Genomic DNA, 23,797 nt, shown 5'->3' with positions numbered 1-23,797 from the left:
TTCAAAATTAAGTATAAATTACTACTTATCATTATACTATATAAGCAATAATGTTGAGCATATTTTACTCTTACTACTTGCTGCACAATCAAAAGCGCTAGGCTGCTGAAGCAATCTTAGCCAGTGAGTCAATTTAATAGTTGATTTAGCTTATGAGCAACTGATTTTAAGACAACAAAAAAGGTCCGCAACTACAGTTGCGGACCTTTTTTGTTGTCTTAAGCTGGCATCCAGGTTAGCTTTTCTTTTCGGCTACCGGAAACTTTTCGAGGATATCCTTAGCATTTCTGCTGAATTCGCTACCTAGGCGGCCAGCGTCATCGACCGGGTCAGCTACCGAACCACGCCACACCAGATTATTAGTGCGGGCATCGATGAAGTCAATTACTAGCGTGCCTTCGCGATACTGCTCGGTGCGAGGCTGGCTATAGTAAGCAGGCGTGTACCAGTAGCCATAGTTAATGGGCAAAAACCGGCCGCGATAGCCCACTGAGTAAGGATACGCGTAGCCCGGGCCGCCGTAGGTGTCGTACACCGTGCGCTCGGCTTTCTCCACAAAGGTGTGCGTCGATACCAAGAAGTCAGGGTTGGTTTCTACTTGCCGCAAGCCGCGCTTGCTAAGCTCGCTCGCGATGGCTTGCTTGATGCGGTCTTGGGTGATGGAGCTGCGCAGCAATGGGTTGTTGTCGCCATCGGTTTTTACTTCGGTGTCGGCAAAGTCAAAGGTGCGGTAACGGCTGAAGTTAACGTTAGCACGCTGCTCCACGTTAACCTTCGGAGCGCAGGCTGAGAGGCCGGTTAGTAGGGCCAGCCCGACGGCCAAAAGAATGTTTTTCATAACTGTAGTGAGAATTTTTAGTACTTAGCTTACTCCATTCGCTTGCAGCGGGTTGCCGGAGGTTAGCCCGAGAAGTACGGCTAGCTTCTGTTTCTGTTCATCTACAGCCGGGCTGCCGGCACGCCCTACTTCTACGCTTTTTTATTTTTATGGAAGGACTTACGAAGATTGAAGACCTCGGCATGCCGCGCGTAGTTATTGTGGGCGGCGGCTTTGGCGGCCTCGAGCTAGCTAAGTCGCTGGCTAATGCGCCGGTGCAGGTGGTGCTTATCGACAAGCAGAATTACCACGGGTTTTGGCCGCTGCTCTACCAAGTGGCCACCGCGGGGCTCAACCCTGACAGCATCGTATCGCCGTTTCGCAAAATATTGGGTGAACAGCAAAATTTTTACTTCCGCCTAGCCGAAGTCGAGTCCATCGACGCTACGGCTCAGGTAGTTGAGACGTCTATCGGACTGCTCCGCTACGACTACCTGGTGCTGGCCACTGGCACTACCAGCAACTTCTTCGGCGACGAGCAGATGGCCCAACATGCCATTGCTCTCAAGAATGTGACCGACGCCATTGAGCTGCGCAACACATTGCTTTCGCACTTCGAGCAGGCCCTTCAAATCGGCGACCAGGAGCAGCTCAACAGCATGCTCGACTTTGTGATAGTGGGCGGCGGCCCCACCGGCGTGGAGATGGCGGGCGCCCTGGCCGAGCTGCGCGCCCACGTATTCCCGCGTGACTACCGCGAGCTCGACCTCAAGCAGATGGACATCTACGTGGTGCAAAGCGGCCCGGTGCTGCTCAAGGGCATGTCGGCCGAGGTATCGGAGAAGGCCCGGCAGTATTTACAGGACCTAGGCGTAGAAGTGCTACTTGAGGAGCGCGTGAAATCGTACGATGGCTACACCGTTACGCTCAACTCTGGCCGGCAGCTCATCACGCGCACGCTCATTTGGGCGGCGGGCGTCACGGGTGCCCCCATCAAGGGCCTGCAACCCGAGGCACTGCTTAAGTCGAACCGCTACAAGGTAAACGAAGTCAACCGGGTAGCGGGCTATGATACCGTGTTTGCCATCGGCGACATTGCCCAGATGGCCACCGAAAAGTACCCCGACGGCCACCCGCAGGTGGCGCAGCCAGCCATTCAGCAGGGCCGCCACCTCGGCGAAAACATCATGCGGGCAGTGTCGGGCCTGCCCATGCTGCCCTTCGACTACTACGACAAAGGCACGATGGCCACCGTGGGCCGCCACCGCGCCCTGGCCGATGTTCAGCTCTTTGGCAAGCAATACCACCTCACCGGCTGGATAGGCTGGCTAGCGTGGAGCTTTGTGCACGTGCTGGCCCTAGTGAGCTTCCGCAACCGCTTTGCCGTGTTCATTACCTGGGCTTGGAACTACGTGACCCAAGACAAAGGCATGCGCTACATCATCGGTAAGGTGAAGGCCCCACTCGAAGAGCGAGAGGTGGATAAAGCCATCGTGTAAGCCCTAACAGGCTCCTTCCTTACTCACCACGCTAATGCCCAGCCTCCTTGCTGGGCATTATTTTTTTTACGCAGGTATTAACTTTATCTTACCTAATTTTCCTTCTTATAGTCAAGCAGTTAATAAACAAGAACTACCCCCTTATTGCTCAATCCAATCTTGGTTTAATACCGCGGTTAGTGTTCCTGGCCGTGGCTTCACCATTCAACAATTCTCTTTTTTAAGAATACCCTTTTTTTATTGAATGAGTACTGTTACTACCTCCGATTCCAATTCCTCGGCTCTGCGCCGCAGCAATGTTACTATCACCGGCCAAGGTAGCCCGGCACCCGCCATCGTGTTTTTGCACGGCCTAGGGTCAGACCAAACCAGCTGGCGCCGACTGGCTCCCGCCTTTGAGGACCGCTACCAAGTGTTGCTGCTCGACTTAGTAGGAGCTGGCAGCTCAGACCTAGCAGCCTACGACTATGCCAAGTATGGCTCGCTGCACGCCCACGCCGATGACCTGCTAGCTGTACTGCACGAGCTTGATTTGTATAACGTTGTATTTGTGGGCCACTCTATCAGCTCCATGATTGGAGTGCTGGCGGCCATCAAGGAGCCCAAGCGGTTTGGGCGGCTGGTGCTGCTGGCGCCCTCGCCGCGCTTCGTCAATGCTGAGGGCTACAAAGGCGGCTTCGAGCAGAAGGATATCCAGGAGCTACTGGCCGCCATGGAGGGCAACTACCACGGCTGGTCACAGGGCATTGCCCCGGTAATGGTGGGAGCCGAAAACCCCGAGCTGGTGCTCGAGCTAACCAATAGCTTTTTGCAAACGCAACCGGCCATTGCCCAGCACTTTGCCCGGGTTACGTTCTTCAGCGACCACCGCGCCGACCTGCCTTTCCTCACTACCCCTACCCTAATACTGCAGTGCGCGCACGATGTAATCGCGCCGCTAGCCGTGGGCAATTATATCAACGAAACGCTGGCCGACAGCCAATTGGTTGTTATTGATACGCCTGGCCACAGCGCCCACCTCTCAGCTCCCGCAGAGACCCTGCAGGAAATTGAGAAGTTTTTGCAAGTCGCCCCAGTTTTCGCCTAGGGCGTCAATAAGGTGTTAACACAGAGCCCTAAGCAGCCAGAACACCTGGCTTGCTTAGGGCTCTGTGCGTTACAGCCGCACACTGAAAGCTAGTGGCTGCACCACCACGCGCCCTAGGTAGCTACTGTAGGCCACCCGCACGCCCGCCTCAATGGGCGTGCGCAGGTGGAAAACATTGAACAAGGCCAGTAGGTCGGCGCCCACATTGCGGAAATCTTGGGAGTACACCTGCGCGGGCGTTTGGTTTGTGGCGGGTAGGCGGAGGTTGCCCTCAGCTATATCAAGGAAGGCTGTGGCTCGGAAGCGCTGCACGTAAAGCACCCGCCCAAACGTGAGGTGCGTGAACGCCAGCGGTAAGCTATAGTCGAGGCTAGCGGCCGCGAGGTTATCAAAGCTGATGTAACTGGTTTCGGCCCTAGGGTACGAAATAGCGGCTGTGAAACTGTATTGGTCTTGCTGCTGGTACTGGTAGCCGCCGCGCAGCCGCACGCTGTGGTGCCGGGCCAACCCGGGCAAATAAACACCCGCCTGCACGCCTACTTGGCTGGCTTGCAAGTTGGTAGCAAAGGGCGTGGTGCGGTAGGTAGCCAGCAGCGTAGCCCCGCCGCGCGGGGCCACGTCGCGGGTGCTCTGCTTGAGCTGGGTAGCGTAGGCCAAGCTAGTTTGCAGCGCGTGCAGCGGCAGGTTGGGGCCGGTTTCACTGCGGCGGCGCACGGGCAGGTCGTAGCCATACACCTGCTCATTGAGGTAATAGGCACCTAGGGTCAGGCTTTGTAGGTATTTCGAGCGCGTGAGCACCAATGGCAAGCGGGCGCCGGCCAGCACCCGCGCCACCCGCCACTGGTCGCGCTGCACTCGGCCCCGCGCGTCCACGATGCTGGCATCGCGCCCGCCGTAGCTGCTCTCCACATCGAGCACCGGACCTAGGCCCTGGTAGCTGAGCGCGCCGGTGGCGGCAAAGGTTCGCTCAGTTTGGTCATAGGTGAGGCCCGCAAAGGCCTGGGTGGTGCTCAGAAAATCCTGCGAGCGCACACCCACGCTCACACTATTGCCGGCCGGGCTTTGCACCACGCCGTAGCTAAAAATGCGAAACGCGTGCGCCAGCGGCCGGTAACGCCGCACCCCATAGCGCGGCCCCGCTGAGTCGGGCGAGGCTAACAGCTGGGTTATTTGCTTGGCAGCGGGCTCGCCTGCGGCGAGGCGCTCAGCGTAGGGGTCTGCGGGAGCGCTACGCTGGGCTGGCGCTAGCATAGCAATTCCCATCTCGCCAGCGGCGTGAATAGCCTCGTTAGCTCGGCCTCCACCACCAGGAACTAACCAAGTAGCTGTATTGAGCGGTGTCTCCACCACCCGCGCGCCAGTAGCTCGATAGTCGTGAAAAGCTAGGTGACGCCCATCGGGAGCTACTGCTGCGTGATAAGCTCCGTATGGTCGATTAGTGACTTGATAGGTTCGTCCAGCTGCTATCTCAACGGCGTAAATATTATCTACTCCCGACTGCGGCGAGTTGTACAGCACATAGCCGTCCCACGGCTGTGGATTTGTTATATTGATGTTGGCTACCGGCAGCAAGTTGGTTGCCGCGCCAGTAGCCACATCAAGGGCTTGCAAGGTTTTGCCGCCGGCGCTGAGTGTCACGGCTACTACGCGGCCATCGGGCAGCCAGCGCGGCTGCTGGTAGAAGTCGTTGCGCGGGTTGGGCAGCGTGTGCAGTACTTGGCCAGTCGTGGCATCCAGCACCACCAGCGTGTGGTGGTAGCTGGCGTCGGTGCGCACGGCTACCAGGCGAGTACCATCGGGCGAGAGCGCGGCGGCCGCGTAGCGCGTGCCTAGGGCCAGGCGGCTCACCTGGCCGGTACCTAGGTCCAGTATTTTCAGCTCCGAGTACACCTTCTGCCCCCAGCGCGGCTGCTGCCGAAACTCGGGCCACACCACCTTATTGCCCCCCACCGACAGCATCTCTGGGATGTTAATCTGGCCGAGCGTAAATACGCGTTTCTCCTGCCCATGCCGACCTAGGAGCACCAGCTTGGCAATGTCGCCCAACCCACTCTTTAGCGCCAGCACCGTGCTATCGTTGACATATTGCGGATATTGGTACTGCGTAAATATGCGCGTGCCCGCCTGGCCGGCCAGCTCGCGCACCGTCGTGGGCGCGGGCCGCGCCGCCTGCTCGGCCCGCCAGGTCGAGTCTAGCTCGCGCATGGTGCGCGCATACAGGTCCTCCACGCGCAGGCCGGTGGTGCGCCGCAGGCTGTTAGAAAAGGAAAATGGGTAAAACGGAAACCGGTAGTACTGGTCGAGCACGCGGCCCCACACTGCGGGGCCGTAGTGCGCCTTGGCATACGAGGTGAGGTAGTAGCCCAGCACGTACCAGTCGGGCACTAGGTCGCGAAATGAGCCATTCACTGCCTTCTGGTACGAGTACTGCCGCCCGCTCAGTAAGTTGGCTCGCAGCCCCAGCCCGAAATACGGGATGCGTCCGCGTCCGCTACGCGTGAGGGCTGTTTCGCTGCCTACCGCGTCGCCCTCAAAAAACCACTGCGGCACGCCCACCGCCGCCACGCCTAGGCCACCCTCGCCGAGCAGCGGCACCAGCACCTTGCCGAAGCCCTGGCGCGCCTTGTCGAACTGATTCACGTGCCGAAACTCATGCACCACCAGCCCGTCGAGCCAATCTACGGTACCTAGGGTTTGCCCCTGCTCGGGAGTTGTAAAGAACTCGGCGTGGCGCGGCAAAAAGGTCACGAATCCATTGCTCACCGTCGTCTGGTTTTGGAGCACCACCGCAATGGGCGGGGCGCTCACGCCCAGTGTAGCGCCGTTGGGCGCGTGCACGGCCTCTAGCCGCTGGGCCGTGCGCTGAGCGGCCGTGTCGAGCCCCGCCGGGTATAGCACCCGAAAGTGCGGCGTACGCACCTCCTGCCAGCGCAGGCCAGGCGGATTTTGGGAGATGATGGGCAGGCTTTGAGCGAAAGCCTTGGTGGCGAGCAGGAGGAGGGCGGGAAGCAGACGGCGCATAGCAGCCAGCAAATTACACCTTATAGTAGAGATGCCACGCTCAGCAAAGCAGCGCTTGACTAAGCCGACTACATGCAACTACTTTGCCTTCCTCGTGCTCCTCTTCTCATAAGCTTTTTTTGCCCGCTCTTTCCTTCTCTACCCTATGCGCCGTCTGCTACTAGCTACTGGTTTATTGCTTTTTACGCTGCCTGGCTGCCACTCCAATGAAGCTACTCCAGCTTGCTACTCGGGCGTAGTACTCGGCGAATACTGCTGGGATGGCGTTCTTATTCAAGTTGATAGGCAGTATCCAATTGGTAAGTCTATCGTAGCTGGCGCCACTGACCCCGACAGCCTCGGCAGCACCAATGTCATCGCCGCCCTCAACTCCTTGGGCAGCCTAGCGAAGCGCGGGCAACGCATCTACTTCACCTACGAGGAGTATACCAACCAGCCAATAGTCAATCGCTTTTGCACGGCCGACCGGGCTCCGCTGGGCGTTCCGCACCTCGTGCTGACCAATACCTCGGCCACGCCCTGCAATGCCTCTTTAGCTTCAGGGCATTAGTTTTCACCTGCTCGCTCCGCAGCCGGCCGCAGGTCGGGCGTGAAATACAAGCTTAGCTGCCCGGTGTGGTTGCGCTCAAAGACCACGCCGTCGTCGTGCTGCACAATCTGGTTGAGATAGCTGACCTCGACCGTCAGCGCATCGGTGAATTGAAAGCCTAGGCCGCCGTACAGACGGTTTTGGTTGAAGATATTGGCCTGCACATTCTTTCCGTAGCTCATAAACAGTTCGTCCGACGCCAGCGCATACAGCGCTCCGGGTTCGAGTTTAGTCCGGTTCAGCGCCAGCTTCAGCTGCGCCCGGTAGCGCGAGCGGTTCTCAAACAAGTATCGGTCTTCCCCTTCCATCCGCAGCCAGCGCTGGTCCTGAATAAAGCGGTGCGTGAGGCTGAGCCGGCCAAACTGCTGCCCCAGCGATACGAGCTGGTAGATGCGCCGCTCGAAAGTGCGCCCCACGTCGGGGTAGTCGCCGTAGGGCAACGAAAGCAGGTACGCCCCACCTAGGGTCACCAGCACTCGCTGGGGCAGGTAGTAGTTCACGCCCGCGCGGTAGAAATACTGCATCGGGTCGCTCAGGCCATTGGTGCGGCGGTACTGAAACTCGGTGTGCAGGCCCCAGCGCCCCGCTAAGCGGGCATCGCCGAAGTAGCATAGCCAGACATTGTGGTTAGTATCCCAAATGCGGGGCGCCGGGCCAGTGGTTTGCGCGTGCGCCGCAGAGCTTGCCAGCAGGCCACCTAGGGCCAAGTACCAATGCTTCATGGTGCCGCCTACGCCGTGCGCTTCAGCCCGATAATGCCGACCAAGATGCAGCCGATGTAGAAGACGTGCGCCCACTGAAAAGCCTCTTTCAGCACTAGCGTATCTACTACTTTGATGCCGACCAGGGCCATGCCCATCCAAATGGCGAAGGCCGTAGACGCAGGAATGACGTTGAGCGCCTTGGAGAAGAAAATGACGTTGCCGACACCAAAAGCCACGTAGCAAATGGCAGGCAACAACGCCAGGATACCCGCCGAGCCCGCAAAGAATTGCGACCAGTTGATGGCTTTAATATCCGCGATTTTCGTGTACTTAAGACTGTAGTTCCAGCATACTTCCATCACGGAAGCCAGCAACAGATACAGCCAAGCGGGGTTGAAATTAAAGCTCAAGAGACGGGGGTAGCAACGGGGCGGGAAGAATCGGCAGTAGCGGCCACAACGGGAGTACTGGGCTCGGGGTTGCCGCCGGGGCGCGGGGCGGGCACCGTTTCATGGGCCTCTTCAGGCACCTCCCAGCCTTGCAGCACCTTGGCGCCGGGCACCCGGTCGCCGAGCCAGCCTAGCACCCGCCAGCGCACACCGTGGTAGGTTCGGAATATGGCCGACTTCTCAGCCAAGGCTTTCTCATCGAAGCGCACCACTGAAAAAGCGTGCTGGCCAAAGTAATCCTTCGGAAATGCATAGGGCAGGCCCCAGCGCTGCGGCTTGCGGTTTTCGGGCAAGAAAGCGGTGCCAAAAATCCAGTCCCAAAAAGCAAATTTGGTCGAGAAGTTGGCGTAGTACACCTCCTCGTGGTCGGCGTGGTGCCAGAGGTGCATTTCGGGCCCGTTGATAACGTATTGAAGCTTACCCGATTTCACGTCGATGTTGGCATGAATGTACATGCCCCACACCGCGTCGATGAGCGCTTTGATGGGAACCACTATCGGGTTGGCACCTAGGAGCACGATGGGTGCAAACTCAATGGTTTGGTTGATAATGATTTCGACGATGTGCGAGCGCGAGCCCGCCAGCCAGTCTACGTGCTTGCCTGAGTGGTGCGCCTCGTGAGTGCGCCAGAAGAAGGCGCTGTTGTGCTGAAATCGGTGAAACCAGTAGATATAGAAGTCGTGGGTAATCACGAAAAACGCTACCTGGGCCACCACCGGCCAGTTGCTCACCACGTGAAACCGCGCCCCAAAGCGCGCCGCCAGTGGCGCGATGATGAAGCCGAAAATCAAGATTTGTAGAAAGTAGCTCTGTACCAATGTGTACCAGAACAAGTCTACAAATAGCCCTTCGCGGAAAAACGGCAGCCCCTTGCGATACGGGAACTTGCGCTCGAGCACCAGCAGCACCACTACCGCCAGCAGCAGGATGGGCGTGGTAATCATGGTGGTTCGCCCCACCGCGTCGAGGCTTTGGTAAAACTTGTTTATCGGCTCCAGCATAGCGTATGCGATAACGTAGTAACTCTGCCCCTAACTGCCTGCAGCAGGCGAATGTTCGCTTAGTTGCGAAAGGAACAGGATTTATACCTGATAAAAATACACAACGCCTGCCATGCTGAGCTTACGAAGCATCTTCTCATGTTTGACTTTGTAGTTCGAACGTGAGAAGATGCTTCGCAAGCTCAGCATGACAGGCGTTGTGGTAGCACTTCGATTAGGGCGCTACCTAGGCGGCCGTTACCTCGCGGCGCAGGCGGCGCAGGGGTTCCTTCTCGCTTTCGTACACCACTTTCACGCCGTCGCCGAGGCCGGCTTCGGTGTCGCGGATGTCGCGCACGAGCTTGGCCATGCCACCGGGCTCTACGCTAGCAGCGTGGTCCGAGCCCCACATGGCGCGGTCGAGGGTGAAGTGGCGCTCCACGAACGTGGCACCTAGGGCCACGGCCGTTACGGTGGTGCTCAGGCCAGTTTCGTGGCCCGAGTAGCCGATGGGCGTGCCGGGGAATTGGGCTTGCAGTGTCTGCACCATGCGCAGGTTCAGCTCGGCGGGCGGGCAGGGGTAGGCCGAGGTCGAGTGCGCAATCATCAGGTTGTCGAGGCCCACGTAGGCCACGGCATCCGTGATTTCCTGCTGGGTGCTCATGCCGGTGCTCAGCATCAGGGGGCGGCCGGTGGCGCGCACGCGGTCGAGCAGGGGCTTGTCGGTGAGCGAAGCCGAAGCCATTTTGTAGAGCACGGGCTGAAACTGCTCCATGAAGTCTACCGACGGCTCATCCCAGCACGAGGCAAACCAGTCGATGCCTTTGGCCTTACAGTAGTCGTCAATCACGGTGTATTCGGCTTGCCCAAACTCCGTTTTGCGCTTGTAGTCGATGTAGCTCATGCGGCCCCAGGGGGTGTCGCGCATTTTCTCCCACTGGTCTTTGGGCACGCACAGCTCGGGGGTGCGCTTCTGAAACTTCACCGCGTCGCAGCCCGCAGTCACGGCCGCGTCGATAAGCTGCTTGGCAATGTCGAGCGAGCCGTTGTGGTTGATGCCAATCTCGGCAATGATGTAGCACGGCTGGCCGGGGCCAATGGCGCGGTTCTTCTTGATTTGAACGACAGACATAAAAAGGTGGGGAGCAAAAAAGGTGGGGTGGTACTGAACAGAAAAGCAACCTAACAGCGCAAAGGTCTGGTAGTTTTGAGCCTCTACCCCGCACTGACGAAGTTGCCTATATTTTATTTTAATGCGCGGCTATTCCGAGCCGCGGTCCGGCACGGGCGCGCCGCCTTGGCAGCTGATAATGAGCTCGGCCAGCTCGCGAAACGCGCCCTGCCCGCCAAAAGCCTGGCAGCGGTAGTCAGCTGCCTCGCGAGCAAAAATGGTGGCATCGCCGGGGCAAGCCGCCAGCCCTACTAGGCCCAGAATGGCCACATCGTTGGTGTCGTCGCCAATAAAGGCTACCTGCTCGGCCGTGAGGCCTAGGCGGTTCAAAATCTCGGCCAGCAGCGGCGCCTTATCCTTGATGCCGAGGTGCAGCTCCGTGATTTTGAGCTTTTCGGCGCGCTTACTCACCGAGGGCGAGCGCTCGCCGGTCACAATGCCGGTTTCCACGCCCACGGCGCGCAGGCGCTCCACGCCCATGCCATCGCGGATGTTGAAGCGCTTGAGCACTTCGCCGCTTTCGCCGTAGTAAACGCCGCCGTCGGTGAGCACCCCATCGCAATCGGTGAGGACGAGCTTGATGCGGCGGGCTTTAGCTACTAAGTCAGCGTGCTTCATATAAAAACAGTCAAGTTAAATCTAGTTTAAAGGTAGTACCCGATAGGCAATGCGCTCGTAGCGCGAGCGTTGCAACGCCCGTATCACCCACCTAGGTAGCTTGTCAAAAAGCGAACCAAGCGGCACACCCACCGCCGAGTATCCGGTTTAAATAGCCGTCCAGCCGCCGTCTACCACGAGGTTAGCGCCCGTCATGTAGCCCGATGCATCAGAGGCCAGAAATACCACCGCGCCTTGGTAGTCGGTGGGCGCTGCCATGCGACCTAGGGGCGTTTTAGCGCTGTACTGCTTCACGAAGAAGGCATCTTGGCTGTTCTCAACGCCGCCTGGCGAGAGCGTATTCACGCGCACGCCCTTGTTGCCCCAGTAGGCAGCCAGGTAGCGGGTGAAGTTCACCACGGCACCCTTGCTCACTGGATAAGATGGTGATTTATAAAATGTTTGCTCGCCCGCTTCGTTGCGGTAGATGTTTTGGTCGGGCCCCACGATGCCGTAGGTGCTGGCCACGTTGATGATAGAGCCCGAGCCCTGCTCGGCCATGGGCGTGCCAAATACCTGCGCCGCCAAGAAGATACCCGTCACGTTCACATCGAGCACCTGCCGAAAGGTAGCGAGCGGGAAGTTCTCAAACTTGCTGAGGTCGGCCGCCATCGCCGGGTTCTCAAACATGTCGTTGATGGCCGCATTGTTCACCAACACGTCGATGTGCCCAAAATGGGTAATAATTTCATCACGCGCTGCGGCCAACGACTCGGGCGACGTGACATCCACTGCCAGCGGCAGGTGAATACTACCGGGCAGCCCAGCGGCCACCTCACGGGCCTTCTCGATGTGCAAGTCAGCTACAACTACGTTGGCGCCGGCTATGGCCAGTGCCTCGCAGTGCTTCTGGCCGATGAGGCCGCACGCGCCGGTAACGATGGCCGTTTTGTTGGTTAAGTCGAAGAAATTCATGGCAGTATCTTACCTAACGTATCGCCTCCCCCTAACCACTCTTTGGTAAGGGTAGAGAAGAGCTTAGTATGAGAAGTAAAGCTTATCTAAACAGTTATTATATCGCCCGGACTAGCCGCTTTAATTTTAGCAATAAGCTCTTCCCCATGCTCAATAGAATTGACCGTTACAATTAGCTTATTGGGCGCATTCTTTATGTCATTCATAACAGCTAAGTTGCCAGCCATCATTCTGCTTATTTTCAATGTCCCTAAAATTTTGGGTCTTGTGATTTGCATAAGATTTTGCTATTTCACTTAACGCTTGAATCGAAGCCAAAAGCTAGCTCCCTTCCCTAAGGCGAGGGAGCTAGGGGTGAGCTTTGCGTAGAATAAATTACTTCGCCTTCACCGGCGCAGCGTTCGTCACCTTTCGGAACACAGCCTCTACCGGCTCGCCTTCGAGGCGGCTGGCTACGTCGCCTTTTTCGATGGCGTCTTTCAGCAGCGGCAGCACGGCACGGTAGGCGTCTAGGGTCTTGGCCACGTCTTCGTCGGTGTGCGAGAAGCTCATGTTGTGGAAGCCGCCCCACAAGATGCCCTGCTTGAATAGCTCCTGCTGCACGAAGGCTTTCACTTCCAGCGGGTTGCCGGCACTGGCATCGAAAGTCACGATGCTGCGGCAGTCGTAGCCGTAGCACTTAGTGTAGCTGCTCAGGCCTAGGTCGGCGGCAATTTGGTTGTAGCCTTCCTTCAGCTTGTTGCCCTGGCTGGCCAGGAACGCGGGCACATTCTTCTCGCGCATCTCGCTGATAGTAGCGATGGTGGCTGCCAAGCTCAGTGCTTCACCGCCGAAGGTGGTGAAGAAGAATACGTCTTGCTCAAACAGTTGCAGCACGTCTTTGCGGCCGGTCAGCAGCGCGATGGGCATGCCATTGGCGCACGCCTTTGAGTACACCGCTAGGTCGGGCGTGATGCCGAAGTACTCCTGCGCGCCGCCGATGGCGATGCGGAAGCCGGTCCACATCTCGTCAAAAATCAGCAGCGTGCCGTTCTCTTTGCAGAGGCGGGCTACTTCGTGCAGGAAGTTGTCCTTAGGCGCGTCGAAGATGAAGGGCTCTAGGATAACGCAGGCCACGTCTTCGGTCAGCAATTCCTTGAACGAATCGAGGTTGTTGTATTCAAACGCGCTTACGAGGTCCTTGCTTTCCTGTGGAATACCCTTGTCGCGGCTCGTGGTGCCGATGTACCAATCGTGCCAGCCGTGGTAGCCGCAGCACAACACGTGGGGGCGGCCCGTGAAGGCGCGGCTCACGCGCACCGCTGCCGAACACACATCAGCCCCAGTTTTGGAGATGCGGATGCTCTCGGCGTTGGGAATAATCTCATGAATCAGCTCCGCTACCTCTACTTCCAGCTCGTGCATCATCGAGAACGTGATGCCGTCTTCGAGCTGCGCCTTGATGGCCTCATCGACCCTAGGGTAAGCGTAGCCCAGGCTTAAGGGACCGATACCCATTTGGTAGTCAATGTATTCGTTGCCATCGACGTCCCACACGTGCGCACCTTTGCCGCGCTTCACGTACTTGGGCGACGCGCCTTTGGTGTACTGACCCGGGCCCTTGGCCAGGGTCTGGGTTACGGGCGTCATGATTTTCTGCGCCCGAGCGTAGAGGTCGTCAGATTTGGGGAAATTCATAAAATTAGCAGATCAGCTAGAACGTTAAGAAACAACAACGTCTGTCATGCTGAGCTTGCGAAGCATCTATCACGTTTGGCTTTATACCTGACCGTGATAAGATGCTTCGCAAGCTCAGCATGACAGACGGGGGAGATACTATTCGGCAAACTGGTTTTCGATTACCTCAGTCCGCTCGTTGAAGGCGTTCGCCTTATCGCCCAGCTTCTCGCCAATGCGACGAGCAATGTGCTGGCCCGTAAAGCCTTCGTATTCGAGCACTTCGCTCAGGCGGCCTGGCTTGTACCACTTTTCCTTGAGTGCCAGCGGCAGCACTTTGGCAGTCAGCTCGTTTTCGAGCAGCAGCTCGGCCACGATGGAGTAGAGGCCACCAGTCTGAAAGTGGTCTTCTAGGGTCACAACGAGGCCGCCAGTTTTCACCACGTTCAGCACGGCGGCCGAGTCGAGCGGCTTGAGGCTGCGCAGGTTCACGAGGCCCACCGAGTAGCCGGCTTCGGTCAGCAAGTCTTTGGCGATGAGCGCTTGCTCGAACAGCATGCCGTAGGTGAGGATGGTTACGTCGTAGCCTTCGCTCACGATTTCGGCCTTGCCGATTTCAAACGGCGCGTGCTGGTAAGTGGCCGGGCGGGTGTTGACACGCACGTAGGCCGGGCTGGGCGAAGCCCAGATGGCGGGCAGCATGGCCAGCATGTCCTGCTCGTCGGCGGCGGCAAAAACAGTCATGCCGGGGATGCCGCGCATCAGCGAAATATCCTCGATGGCTTGGTGCGTCGGCCCGTTGCCATCGGATAAAAAGCCGGGCACAAACGAACTGATTTTCACCGGTAAGTTGGCAATACCCACGTCGGTGCGGATAAATTCAAACGCCCGCAGCGTGAGAAAGGTAGCCAGCGCGTGTACCACCGGCACGCGGCCGCGTAGGGCCAGGCCGGCCGCCGCACCTATCATAGTTTGCTCGGTGATGCCCGTGTCGATAAAGCGCTGCCCCAGCGGCCCCGGCAGGTTGCGGATAAGGGCGCGGTTTTCGGCTGTCATCACGATGAGCCGCTCATCGGCCAGCGCGGTTTCGTGGATAAGCTGTTCGTAATTCATATGGTATGTCATGCTGAGCCTGCGAAGCATCTTATCACGTTCACAGTGCTCGGTTACTAGCTAATTCTGGCGAAGGCAGCCGTGATAAGATGCTTCCTTCGTCAGCATGACAGAATGATAATTAACGGACGGTGAGGGTTTCGCTGGTGAGCGTGGTGGCTTCTTGGCTGTGCAGTTCCTTCAGGAGTTCCACTACCTCGTCGCTGCTGAAATTGCAGAACCAGCGGTCGGCGCGGCGCTCGATGCTGGGCAGGCCCTTGCCGCGCACCGTGTCGCAGATGATAACCGACGGCTTGGTGTCGCTGAAAGGCAGCGCTTGGAAGGCCTCTTCCAGTGCCACGAAGTCGTGGCCGTCGATGCGGCGCACTTCAGCACCAAACGCCTCGAATTTGGGGGCCAGCGGCTCCAGCGGAATCAGCTCCTCGGTGGCAATGTTGGCCTGGAAGTGGTTGCGGTCAACCACGAACGTCAGGTTGTTGAGCTTGTGGGCGCTGGCTACTAGTACAGCTTCCCAGCAGGTGCCCTCGTTCAGCTCGCCATCGCCAGTTATCACGATAACTTTCTGGTCTTGGCCGCGCAGGCGCGCATCGAGGGCTACGCCCATCGCCACGCTCGGCAAGTGACCTAGGGAGCCGCTGTGAAACTCCACACCCGGCACGTTCCGGTTGGGGTGCCAGTAGATGCTGTCGCTGGTCTTCAAGTGATTGTCCAGCCGCTCCTTAGGTATGAAACCTAGCTCGGCAAACACTCCGTAAAGCGCCGGCACGTCGTGGCCCTTGCTCAGGAAGAGGTAGTCGCGCTCGGGGTCTTGCAGGTTGTCGGGCCGCACATTCAGGAAGTCGGCGTAGAGATACACCAGCAGGTCGGCGCAGCTTAGCGAAGCGCCGGTGAAGCAGCCGCCATCGGTGCTGAGGCGCACAATGTGCTCGCGCACGCGCAGGGCGAGTTCTTTTAGCTCGTTTTGTTTTTCAGAAGTCATATCGCCTTTTCGCGTTTGTCATGCTGAGCTTGCGAAGCATCTTATCACATTCGCGGCGCTCGGATGGGTAACTAATTTCTGACGCTGGCAGCCGTGATAAGAGGCTACCAGTGTCAGCATGACAGGTGGTTTAGAGTTGCTTCGTATTGGCCGCGTCCACGGTTTTCAACTCACCTAGGTGGTTGCGGTACCAGTTCACGCCGGCCAGGTCGGCATTTAAGGCGTAAATGTCCGGCCTTTGTTTTAATAAAGTCAGCATGTCGTCCATCCCGAACCTAGGATTGGCAGGGTAAAGCGCTTCGTACACGGCTTTTATGAAGTCATAGTCGGCCGGATAATCGATGGTGAAGCGGTGCGACATGGAGTAGTCCAGCCCCGTTTCCCAAGTCACGTTGGCCAGCCGAAAGCGGTCGGGGTTTTCCCAAAAGAACGGCGTGGTGTGCTCGCGCTCCAACGGGCGCTGGGCCTCGCGCCACGCCGTTTCGAGGGCGGCGAAGGTCATTACTTCCACGTCGTTGCCGTCGGGGTACGTGGCGGGGTGCAGGTTGCTCACGAAGTCATACTGCCCCTTGGTGTCTTCATACACCCCTAGGACCTTGTCAATAATGGCGGGGTCGATGAGCGGGCAGTCGCTCGGAATTTTCACCACGGCCTCGGTCTCGCCAAAGTGCAGCGCAGCTTGGTAGTGGCGGTCGAGCAGGTCGAGGGCCGAGCCCCGGAACACCTCAATGCCGTGCTGCTCGCACAGCGCGGCGAGTGGGTCGTCGCTCGCTTCGTCGGTCGTAATCACGGCTACACGGCCGGCGCGGCTGGCCTGTTGCACCCGCTCTACCTGGCGCACGAGCAGCGGCTGGCCCACGAGGTCAAGGCTTACTTTGTCGGGCAGACGGGAAGAGCCACGACGGGCCTGAATTAGCGTGAGCATAGGCTATAGTATAAAACGTAACATAATTGGTACAAAGCGTAACGCGCACCGTTTATGGGTTCCTACCTAGGTGGTGGAGGCGGCTACGAGCTTAGGTTGGGCATTAGTGGGTTGGTATTGCCGCACAAACTCGGGACCGGTGCCTGCAAACTGACCGAACTGCCGGCAAATGTCGGCGATGCGCCGGGCGCTGGCCCCCCCATTTTGGATGGGTAGCTTGCGCTTAAGGTCCTCTACATCGAAGTAAGAATGCACCGGGATACCTAGGGCCAAGCCCACGTAGGCTACTGTGCTATACTGCGTTATGAGCTCTACCGAGTTGGCTATCATCTCCTCCGTATTACCACTAGTAAAGATGAGCGTGCCGGGCGGCGCGTACTTCTTTACTTCGGCGGTGGCGCGCTCCATGTTTTCGTTGGGGTGAAACTTGAAAATCATGGGCCGGCCGGCCGCGATGCGCGTGGCGTGCTTGATAAACTTCTTGCGGTTGTCGGGCCGGAAGGTTTCGCGCATGTCGGTGGTGGCCACGAGTACATAGCCCCGATGCGGAAACGAATTGTGGCGCAACTTCTCAATATCGTCGAAGTTGGGAATCCCCGTCACGATGAGCTTGTCCTTATCGACCCCGATTTTGGCGAAGTGCTCGGCGTAGCCAGGCGAGGCCACGCAGTACACGTCGCAGATATTATTCATCCCATTCAGCGCAGTGCTGATGGTGAGAATGGGAAAGTTGGTGAACTTCTTGACCAGCCGTGCCCACAGGTTGAGCGGGTCAGTCATGCCCTCCTGCACAAATACCGACTTGGTTTTAGCTAGCAAGTTCCAGGGCACGATGATGTCGGAGCAGCACACGATGAGGTCGTAGTCGTGGCCAAACACCCGGTTTTCAAAATCATTGCGCAGGCCGTGCTGGGCTAGGTATTTGTCGGCCTTCTCCTTGATGTGGCCCTGCACGATGGTCGTTTTCAGCAGCTCGTTGCGAATCAGCCATTCGTAGAAGCCGCGCATCCAGCCGTCGTAGTAGAGCTGGCTGAAGTACGGCTCGTACTCATCTTCGAGTAGCTGGGCCACGCCGTGCATCTGCGTGGTTTGGTTGGGCGAGCCAATTAAGTAAAGCGCTTTCTTCACTGAAAATTACGTAAAAGCAACGCAAAAGTACAACGCACCCCGCCCCCTTGGGCAGGGTGCCTAGTATAGGGTAGCCCTAGGTCTCTTCGCCAGTTATTGGGTGCGGTAAGTGATATTTCCCTTCAGCAGGCCAGCTGTTTTCACTAGCTCTTCCCAGGCCTTCGAGGCCCGGTCGGGGCGGCCTTCGCCGGGGTACACGATGGGCGTGGAGCGCCGGCTCGTCACCTCCGGCGCGAAGGCCCCAGTGAGCACAAACTGCCGGCCCTGCACGGCCCCCTCCACTATCACAGCGCCCACCTCCGACACGGGGCGGGGCTCGGTGCGCACGGTCAGCTGCTCGCGGTTGACATCCTTAATAGTATAGCCGCGGTTGACGAGGCCCTGCATGAGGGCGGTGAGGGCCACAAGACCACTATCGCGGCGCTGGATGAGAATGGCGTTAGCCTTTTTGGGAGGCAGCACAACGGGAACCTTGGCAGCGGGCGCAGCAGGCGCGGCCGGCGCCTGCTGCGCAAAGCCGACCACTGGCAATAGTAGCCAGCCAAGAATGAATAGGGATTTCATAACAACTAAGATAACGAAGGAAAGTAAGCTGGAGCGTAAGATAGAAACCGAAAGTTAGCTGGCTTGGCAGTTTAAAATTTGGCGCCTTACCTTTGTCACATCAATTCCTCATATTCTGAAGGATTGTTTTTATAAAGAGGCGTGGAGAGACTGGCTCGACGAAACGCCGGCAACCTCTAGCAGCGTGCTAGAACGGTGCCAATTCCTGGTCATATAAAAACAAGTTGCTTGCCGTGCGCCCTACCTCCTACCTCCGCTCGTCCCATGCCCACGCTGCTGCTTCGCTGCAGGCGTGTTGTTGTATGTCGGTCCTGGGCGTCTGTATGGCGGGCGGCGTAGCTGGGTGTTGAGGCAAACCTTTTCGTTTTTAGCGGGTTTACCACCTTCCCTAGTTGCGGCCGGCCCACCGGCGAGCAGCGCGGCAGCCTAATAGGCTTGCTGTAGCGCCGGGCTGGCGCTCCCGCTCTTTCCGCTGCCTTAGGCCAAGCGCCCGGCAGCCCTCCTATAGCCTTACTAGTATGGAATTAGCTATCCAGGAGCAGGTCGAGGACCTGCGCCGCTTTGTACCTGAGCATACAGTGCCCGAAACACTGGCCTTGCTGGCCGAGCGCTTTGCGGGCGCCGTATCGTTCTCAACGTCTTTTGGGTTAGAAGACCAGATACTTACGCATTTTATTTTTGAGAATAACCTGCCCATTCGCGTTTTCACGCTTGACACGGGCCGTAATTTTCAAGAGACGTATTCGACTTGGAATAAGACGCTGCTGCGCTACGATAAGCCCATTGAAGTAGTATTTCCACAAACGGCCAGCGTGGAAAAGTTGATGCGTGAAAAAGGCCCCAATAGCTTCTACGAGAGCATAGCAAACCGTAAGGAGTGCTGCTATATCCGCAAGGTAGAGCCCCTAGGTAGGGCTCTGGCTGGTCAGCAGGCCTGGATAACGGGCATCCGCGCTGAGCAGTCGGCAAACCGCCAAACTATGGACCCTGCCGAGTGGGATGCGGGCCACAACCTCATAAAAGTGCACCCGCTGCACGATTGGACGTGGGAGCAGTGCGTGGCTTTTGCCCAAGCCAATGGCATACCCGTCAATCCGTTGCACGCCAAGGGCTTCGTTAGTATCGGCTGCGCGCCCTGCACTCGCGCCATTAAGCCGGGTGAGGACTTCCGGGCCGGCCGCTGGTGGTGGGAGGAAGCTGCTGCCAAAGAGTGTGGCCTACACGCTACTACTGGTGAGCACCAAGGCTTTGACCCGGTGGTAGAGGCGATAAAAGAATAAACACCAATCATACCGTTTGTCGTGCTTCGCTACGCGCCGCATGACAAACGGCTTTATATACGCAAAGTGTTTTAATCCAATGGATTATTTAGATAGATTAGAAGCCGAAGCCATTCACATTATGCGCGAAGTGGCGGGCCAGTTTGAGCGGCCGGCGCTGCTGTTTTCGGGCGGCAAAGACTCGATTGCCCTCACGCGGCTAGCTGAGAAGGCCTTCCGGCCGGGCAAGTTTCCGTTTCCGCTAGTGCACGTGGACACGGGGCACAATTTCCCCGAAGTGCTGGCTTTCCGAGACAAGCTGGCGGCCGACCTAGGCGAAAAGCTGATTGTGCGCAAGGTGGAAGACACCATTCGGGAGCGCGGCTTAGTAGAGCCGGGAGGCAAATACCCAAGCCGCAACCCGCTGCAAACGTACACGTTGCTCGACGTGATTGAGGAATTTGAGTTTGATGCCTGCATCGGCGGCGCACGGCGCGACGAAGAAAAGGCGCGCGCCAAGGAGCGCATCTTTTCGGTGCGCGACGACTTTGGGCAGTGGGACCCCAAGCGCCAGCGCCCCGAGCTGTGGAATATCTACAACGGCCGCATCCGCAAGGGCGAAAACGTGCGCGTGTTCCCCATCTCGAACTGGACCGAGCTGGACGTGTGGAACTACATCCAGCGCGAGAACATTGCCCTGCCCAACATCTACTTCACCCACGAGCGCGAGTGCGTGGTACTGCCCAGCGGCCAGCTCCTAGGTCTGAGCGAGCACATCACGATTGACGAAGACGACGAAATAGTGACCCGCAATGTGCGCTTCCGCACCGTGGGCGACTCGACCTGCACCGCCGCCGTGGAAAGCGACGCCGCCACGATTGACGACATCATCCAAGACATTCTGGTCGCTAAGGTGAGCGAGCGCGGCGCCACCCGCCTCGATGACAACCTGTCGGAAACGGGCATGGAAGACCGCAAGCGCAACGGATATTTTTAGAAAGCGGCTGTCATGCAGCGCGCAGCGAAGCATGACAGATTATAATCAGATACAATGGACTTACTACGATTTATCACCTGCGGCAGCGTTGACGACGGCAAGAGCACGCTCATTGGCCGGTTGCTCTACGACAGCGACTCGGTATCGCTCGACGTACTGGCGACGCTCGAAAAGAAGCGCAATGCTACCAACAGCGACTCGGTAGACCTAGCGCTGCTCACCGACGGCCTAAAGGCCGAGCGCGAGCAGGGTATCACGATTGATGTGGCACACAAGTACTTCACTACGCCGCGCCGCAAGTTTATCATTACCGACGCGCCGGGCCACGTGCAGTACACCCGCAACATGGTGACGGGTGCCAGCAACGCTGACCTAGCCATTGTGCTGGTCGATGCCCGCCAAGGCGTGATAGAGCAGACGCGGCGGCACACGCTGCTGGCCTCGCTACTGGGCATTCGGTACTTCGTGCTGGCCGTGAATAAAATGGACCTAGTAGGCAATGACGAGGCCGTTTTCCAAAAGATAAAAACTGACTACGACGCCATTGCGCAGCAACTGCGGCTACCGCACGTTATTGCCATTCCGCTGAGCGCATTGAATGGCGACAACGTGGTGCGCCCTTCGCGCAACCTAGGTTGGTACGGTGGCCCTAGCCTGCTTCAGCACTTAGAGAGCGTGCCTACCGTGGCCGATGCCAACCCGCACGAGCCGCGCTTTCAGGTGCAGTATGTTATCCGACCCCAAACCGAGGAACTGCCCGATTACCGCGGCTACGCGGGCCGCATTCAGAGCGGCGTATATAAGGTAGGCGACAAGGTACGGATTCAGCCTTCGGGCCTAGAAACCAGCATCGAAGCTATCGAGGTAAACCAGAAAGAAGTGCCCAGCGCCGAAGCGCCGCAAGGCGTAATTCTGCGCCTACGCGACGATATCGATATCAGCCGAGGCGATTCTATCGTGCCGGTCCACACGCACCCGGCTGTGGTGCGCGAGTTTGAGGCCACGCTCTGCTGGATGGACGAGCGGCCCCTCAAAGCTGGCCGCAAGCTGCTGGTGCAACACCATTCGGCAGTGGTGAAGGCGTCAGTAGCCGCCATCCTGCAAAAGACCAACATTGAGACCTTCGAGAGCGTGGGCACCGACGAGGCCAAGCTAAACGATATCGTGCGGGTACGCCTCAAAACGGCCGTGCCGCTAGTGGTTGACGAGTACCGCTCGAACCGCCAGACCGGTGCGTTCATCTTGGTAGATGAGCAAACGGGTAGCACGCTGGCCGCTGGGCTGGTAACAGCGACTGATGCAGAATACTTTACGCAAGAACTGGCGATTGAGCCAGCGTTCTCTATCTAGTGCTTAGTTGTTAGGGTTTGGTGCTTAGCAGAATATTCCCAAGCACCAAGCCCTGACAACTAAATACCAACAACTACTCACTAAGCCCTAATAACTAAGCACTATCATGCTCCCTACCCTACCCGCCAACCTCGACGAAGCGGCGTTGCAGAAACTCACGGCGGGCCTCTCGCCGCAGCAGCTCGTGTGGCTGAGCGGCTACCTCTACGGCCAAGCCACGAGCGCGGGCGACGGAGTAGCGGCCCCAGCCGCAACGGCGGCCCCGGCAGCCGCCCCAGCTGTAGAGAAGCTGACCATTCTCTACGGCTCGCACACCGGCAACGGCAAAAAAATAGCCCAGCAAGCCGCTGAGGCCGCCGCCGCCAAAGGCCTCAAGGCCGAGGTGCGCGACATGAACGACTACCCCACCCGGCAGCTGGCGCAGGAGCAAAACCTACTCGTGATAGTGAGCACGCACGGCGAGGGCGAGCCGCCCATGTCGGCCGAGGAGCTGCACACCTTCATCAATGGACCTAGGGCGCCCAAATTGCCTAAGCTGCACTATGCCGTGCTGGCCCTAGGTGATAAAAGCTACCTGCAATACTGCCAAACGGGCAAAGACTTTGACCAGAAGCTGGCCGACCTAGGCGGCACCCGCCTGCTCGACCGCCGCGACGTGGATGTGGCCTTCAAAGCCCCTGCCACGCAGTGGATTGAGGACGTGCTGCAACTGCTAACAGCAGGCGCGGCCCCGGCAGATGCAGCTACTGCTGGCGCCACGGCCGCCGTGGTGGCCGAAGTAGTCACCGAGTACACCGCCGAAAATCCCTGGCCAGCCAAGGTGCTCGAAAGCATTCAGCTCAACGGCCGCGGCTCGGACAAAGAGACGTATCACATCGAGTTGGACCTGGCTGGCTCGGGCCTGCACTACGTGCCCGGCGATGCCCTAGCTGTGGTGCCCGCCAATCACTTGCCACTGGTGGAGGAAGTGCTGCTGGCCGCCCGCCTCAGCGATACTACCGCCGTGCAAGTGGAGGGCGAAAGCCTACCGCTGGCCGCTGCCCTGGCTACCCACCGCGAGCTAACCGTGCTAACCCGCGACGTACTGGAGCGCTACGCCACCCTAGCCCCGCATGCGGGATTGCAAGAGCTGCTGGCCGACTCGAACCGCTTGCAACCCTACCTCTACGGCCGCGATGTGGCCGACTTGCTCACCGAGTTTCCGAGCGAGCAGCTCACCGCGCAGGCCCTGGCCGATGTGCTGCGTCCGCTGCCCAGCCGGGCATACTCCATTGCGAGCAGCCTGCTGGCGCACCCCGAGGAGGTGCACCTCACGGTGGGCGCGGTGCGCTACGAAGCGTTTGGGCGGCAGAAGCACGGCGTGTGCTCGTCTTTCTTGGCCGACCGCGTAGCGGTGGGCGATACAACACGGGTGTACGTGCAGCAGAACGAGTACTTCCGCCTGCCGCAGAACGGTGAAACGGACATCATCATGATTGGCGCGGGCACGGGCATTGCGCCGTTCCGCGCCTTTGTGGAGGAGCGCACCGAGCTCGGTGCGGCTGGTCGCAACTGGCTGCTATTTGGCAACCCGCACTTCACCACCGACTTTCTTTACCAGGCCGAGTGGCTCCAGCACCTCAAAAAAGGCACCCTGAGCCGCCTCGACGTGGCCTTCTCGCGCGACCAGGCCAAGAAAATCTATGTGCAGGACCGCCTGCTCGAAGCTAGCCGCGACGTATTTGGCTGGCTCGAAAACGGCGCGCAGCTCTACGTGTGCGGCGATAAAAACCGCCTAGGTGGCGCCGTGCAAACCGCTCTCACCCAAGTGGTGCAGAAAGAAGCCGGCCTCTCGGCCGACGATGCCGCCGCCTACGTGAAGAACCTGCGCAAGCAGCGCCGCTACCTCGAAGACGTGTACTAATTATCTGTTGTGCAGTGCGGAGCGAAGCACCTCG

General features: G+C 58.5%; 22 protein-coding genes and 1 riboswitch. Of the genes, 7 read left to right on the top strand and 15 right to left on the bottom strand.

The genetic code is table 11. From position 1 onward, the window contains the following. Nucleotides 1-235: 235 nt before the first annotated feature. A complete protein-coding gene (locus FNT36_RS12020) occupies nt 236-838 on the bottom strand; it encodes a DUF4136 domain-containing protein (RefSeq protein ID WP_144847892.1) in 603 nt (200 codons plus the stop codon). 149 nt (nt 839-987) lie between these two features. Here FNT36_RS12020 and FNT36_RS12015 point away from each other — a divergent pair, with 149 nt between their 5' ends. Continuing rightward, nucleotides 988-2,316, top strand: a complete 1,329-nt coding sequence (locus tag FNT36_RS12015) for an NAD(P)/FAD-dependent oxidoreductase (protein ID WP_144847890.1) — start codon at nt 988-990, stop codon at nt 2,314-2,316. 244 nt (nt 2,317-2,560) lie between these two features. Next, nucleotides 2,561-3,403: an alpha/beta fold hydrolase gene (locus FNT36_RS12010; protein WP_144847888.1), complete on the top strand. Its 843-nt coding sequence runs from the start codon at nt 2,561-2,563 to the stop codon at nt 3,401-3,403. A 69-nt stretch (nt 3,404-3,472) separates the two neighbouring features. Here FNT36_RS12010 and FNT36_RS12005 read toward each other — a convergent pair whose 3' ends face one another. Then, the gene (locus tag FNT36_RS12005) at nt 3,473-6,424 is read right to left on the bottom strand and encodes a hypothetical protein (protein WP_144847886.1); all 2,952 of its coding nucleotides are present in this window, start codon (nt 6,422-6,424) and stop codon (nt 3,473-3,475) included. A gap of 145 nt (nt 6,425-6,569) precedes the next feature. On the opposite strand from FNT36_RS12005, the gene FNT36_RS12000 reads away from it, so the two are divergent. After that, on the top strand, nt 6,570-6,974 hold the full coding sequence (locus FNT36_RS12000; protein WP_144847884.1) for a hypothetical protein: 405 nt from the start codon (nt 6,570-6,572) through the stop codon (nt 6,972-6,974). Here the strand turns inward: FNT36_RS12000 and FNT36_RS11995 are convergent. The 13 genes from FNT36_RS11995 to FNT36_RS11935 all read right to left on the bottom strand — a co-directional run bounded on the left by FNT36_RS11995 (nt 6,971) and on the right by FNT36_RS11935 (nt 18,254). Further along, nucleotides 6,971-7,735 carry a DUF2490 domain-containing protein gene (locus tag FNT36_RS11995; RefSeq protein WP_144847882.1) on the bottom strand — a complete coding sequence of 255 codons (765 nt, stop codon included), beginning with the start codon at nt 7,733-7,735 and terminating at the stop codon, nt 6,971-6,973. The genes FNT36_RS12000 and FNT36_RS11995 overlap by 4 nt on opposite strands. Before the next feature lie 8 nt (nt 7,736-7,743). Then, nucleotides 7,744-8,127 carry a DMT family transporter gene (locus tag FNT36_RS11990; RefSeq protein WP_144847880.1) on the bottom strand — a complete coding sequence of 128 codons (384 nt, stop codon included), beginning with the start codon at nt 8,125-8,127 and terminating at the stop codon, nt 7,744-7,746. Further along, the gene (locus FNT36_RS11985; RefSeq protein WP_144847878.1) at nt 8,124-9,167 is read right to left on the bottom strand and encodes a sterol desaturase family protein; all 1,044 of its coding nucleotides are present in this window, start codon (nt 9,165-9,167) and stop codon (nt 8,124-8,126) included. The genes FNT36_RS11990 and FNT36_RS11985 overlap by 4 nt, the downstream gene beginning before the upstream one ends. A 226-nt stretch (nt 9,168-9,393) precedes the next feature. After that, nucleotides 9,394-10,278 carry an N-acetylneuraminate synthase family protein gene (locus FNT36_RS11980; protein ID WP_144847876.1) on the bottom strand — a complete coding sequence of 295 codons (885 nt, stop codon included), beginning with the start codon at nt 10,276-10,278 and terminating at the stop codon, nt 9,394-9,396. 129 nt (nt 10,279-10,407) lie between these two features. Next, a complete protein-coding gene (locus FNT36_RS11975) occupies nt 10,408-10,935 on the bottom strand; it encodes a KdsC family phosphatase (protein WP_144847874.1) in 528 nt (175 codons plus the stop codon). 147 nt (nt 10,936-11,082) lie between these two features. Further along, nucleotides 11,083-11,889: an SDR family oxidoreductase gene (locus FNT36_RS11970; RefSeq protein WP_144847872.1), complete on the bottom strand. Its 807-nt coding sequence runs from the start codon at nt 11,887-11,889 to the stop codon at nt 11,083-11,085. 86 nt (nt 11,890-11,975) lie between these two features. Further along, nucleotides 11,976-12,167 (bottom strand): hypothetical protein, encoded by a 192-nt coding sequence (locus FNT36_RS11965; protein WP_144847870.1) that lies wholly within the window; start codon nt 12,165-12,167, stop codon nt 11,976-11,978. Between the two features lie 97 nt (nt 12,168-12,264). Beyond that, nucleotides 12,265-13,566, bottom strand: a complete 1,302-nt coding sequence (locus FNT36_RS11960) for an aminotransferase class III-fold pyridoxal phosphate-dependent enzyme (protein ID WP_144847868.1) — start codon at nt 13,564-13,566, stop codon at nt 12,265-12,267. A 138-nt stretch (nt 13,567-13,704) separates the two neighbouring features. Beyond that, nucleotides 13,705-14,658 carry a transketolase family protein gene (locus FNT36_RS11955; protein WP_144847866.1) on the bottom strand — a complete coding sequence of 318 codons (954 nt, stop codon included), beginning with the start codon at nt 14,656-14,658 and terminating at the stop codon, nt 13,705-13,707. A 121-nt stretch (nt 14,659-14,779) separates the two neighbouring features. Next, nucleotides 14,780-15,637: a transketolase gene (locus tag FNT36_RS11950; RefSeq protein ID WP_144847864.1), complete on the bottom strand. Its 858-nt coding sequence runs from the start codon at nt 15,635-15,637 to the stop codon at nt 14,780-14,782. 130 nt (nt 15,638-15,767) lie between these two features. Continuing rightward, nucleotides 15,768-16,562 (bottom strand): cytidylyltransferase domain-containing protein, encoded by a 795-nt coding sequence (locus tag FNT36_RS11945; RefSeq protein WP_144847862.1) that lies wholly within the window; start codon nt 16,560-16,562, stop codon nt 15,768-15,770. Nucleotides 16,563-16,628: 66 nt separating this feature from the next. Next, on the bottom strand, nt 16,629-17,690 hold the full coding sequence (locus tag FNT36_RS11940) for a hypothetical protein (protein ID WP_233635864.1): 1,062 nt from the start codon (nt 17,688-17,690) through the stop codon (nt 16,629-16,631). A gap of 93 nt (nt 17,691-17,783) precedes the next feature. Then, nucleotides 17,784-18,254 carry a hypothetical protein gene (locus FNT36_RS11935; protein WP_144847860.1) on the bottom strand — a complete coding sequence of 157 codons (471 nt, stop codon included), beginning with the start codon at nt 18,252-18,254 and terminating at the stop codon, nt 17,784-17,786. 126 nt (nt 18,255-18,380) lie between these two features. Next, a riboswitch (SAM riboswitch) is annotated at nt 18,381-18,474 on the top strand. Between the two features lie 298 nt (nt 18,475-18,772). Here FNT36_RS11935 and FNT36_RS11930 point away from each other — a divergent pair. From FNT36_RS11930 to FNT36_RS11915, 4 genes are all read left to right on the top strand, one after another. Continuing rightward, the gene (locus tag FNT36_RS11930) at nt 18,773-19,534 is read left to right on the top strand and encodes a phosphoadenylyl-sulfate reductase (protein ID WP_144847858.1); all 762 of its coding nucleotides are present in this window, start codon (nt 18,773-18,775) and stop codon (nt 19,532-19,534) included. 79 nt (nt 19,535-19,613) lie between these two features. After that, the gene (gene cysD / locus FNT36_RS11925) at nt 19,614-20,510 is read left to right on the top strand and encodes a sulfate adenylyltransferase subunit CysD (protein WP_144847856.1); all 897 of its coding nucleotides are present in this window, start codon (nt 19,614-19,616) and stop codon (nt 20,508-20,510) included. 54 nt (nt 20,511-20,564) lie between these two features. Beyond that, the gene (locus FNT36_RS11920; protein WP_144847854.1) at nt 20,565-21,860 is read left to right on the top strand and encodes a sulfate adenylyltransferase subunit 1; all 1,296 of its coding nucleotides are present in this window, start codon (nt 20,565-20,567) and stop codon (nt 21,858-21,860) included. A gap of 106 nt (nt 21,861-21,966) precedes the next feature. Further along, a complete protein-coding gene (locus FNT36_RS11915) occupies nt 21,967-23,763 on the top strand; it encodes an assimilatory sulfite reductase (NADPH) flavoprotein subunit (RefSeq protein ID WP_144847852.1) in 1,797 nt (598 codons plus the stop codon). Nucleotides 23,764-23,797 lie beyond the last annotated feature (34 nt).

Origin of the sequence: Hymenobacter setariae, from assembly GCF_007713685.1 — a bacterium.
In the GTDB taxonomy this organism is placed as follows: Bacteria; Bacteroidota; Bacteroidia; order Cytophagales; family Hymenobacteraceae; genus Hymenobacter; species Hymenobacter setariae.
This window is presented reverse-complemented; position numbering and strand designations above follow the sequence as displayed.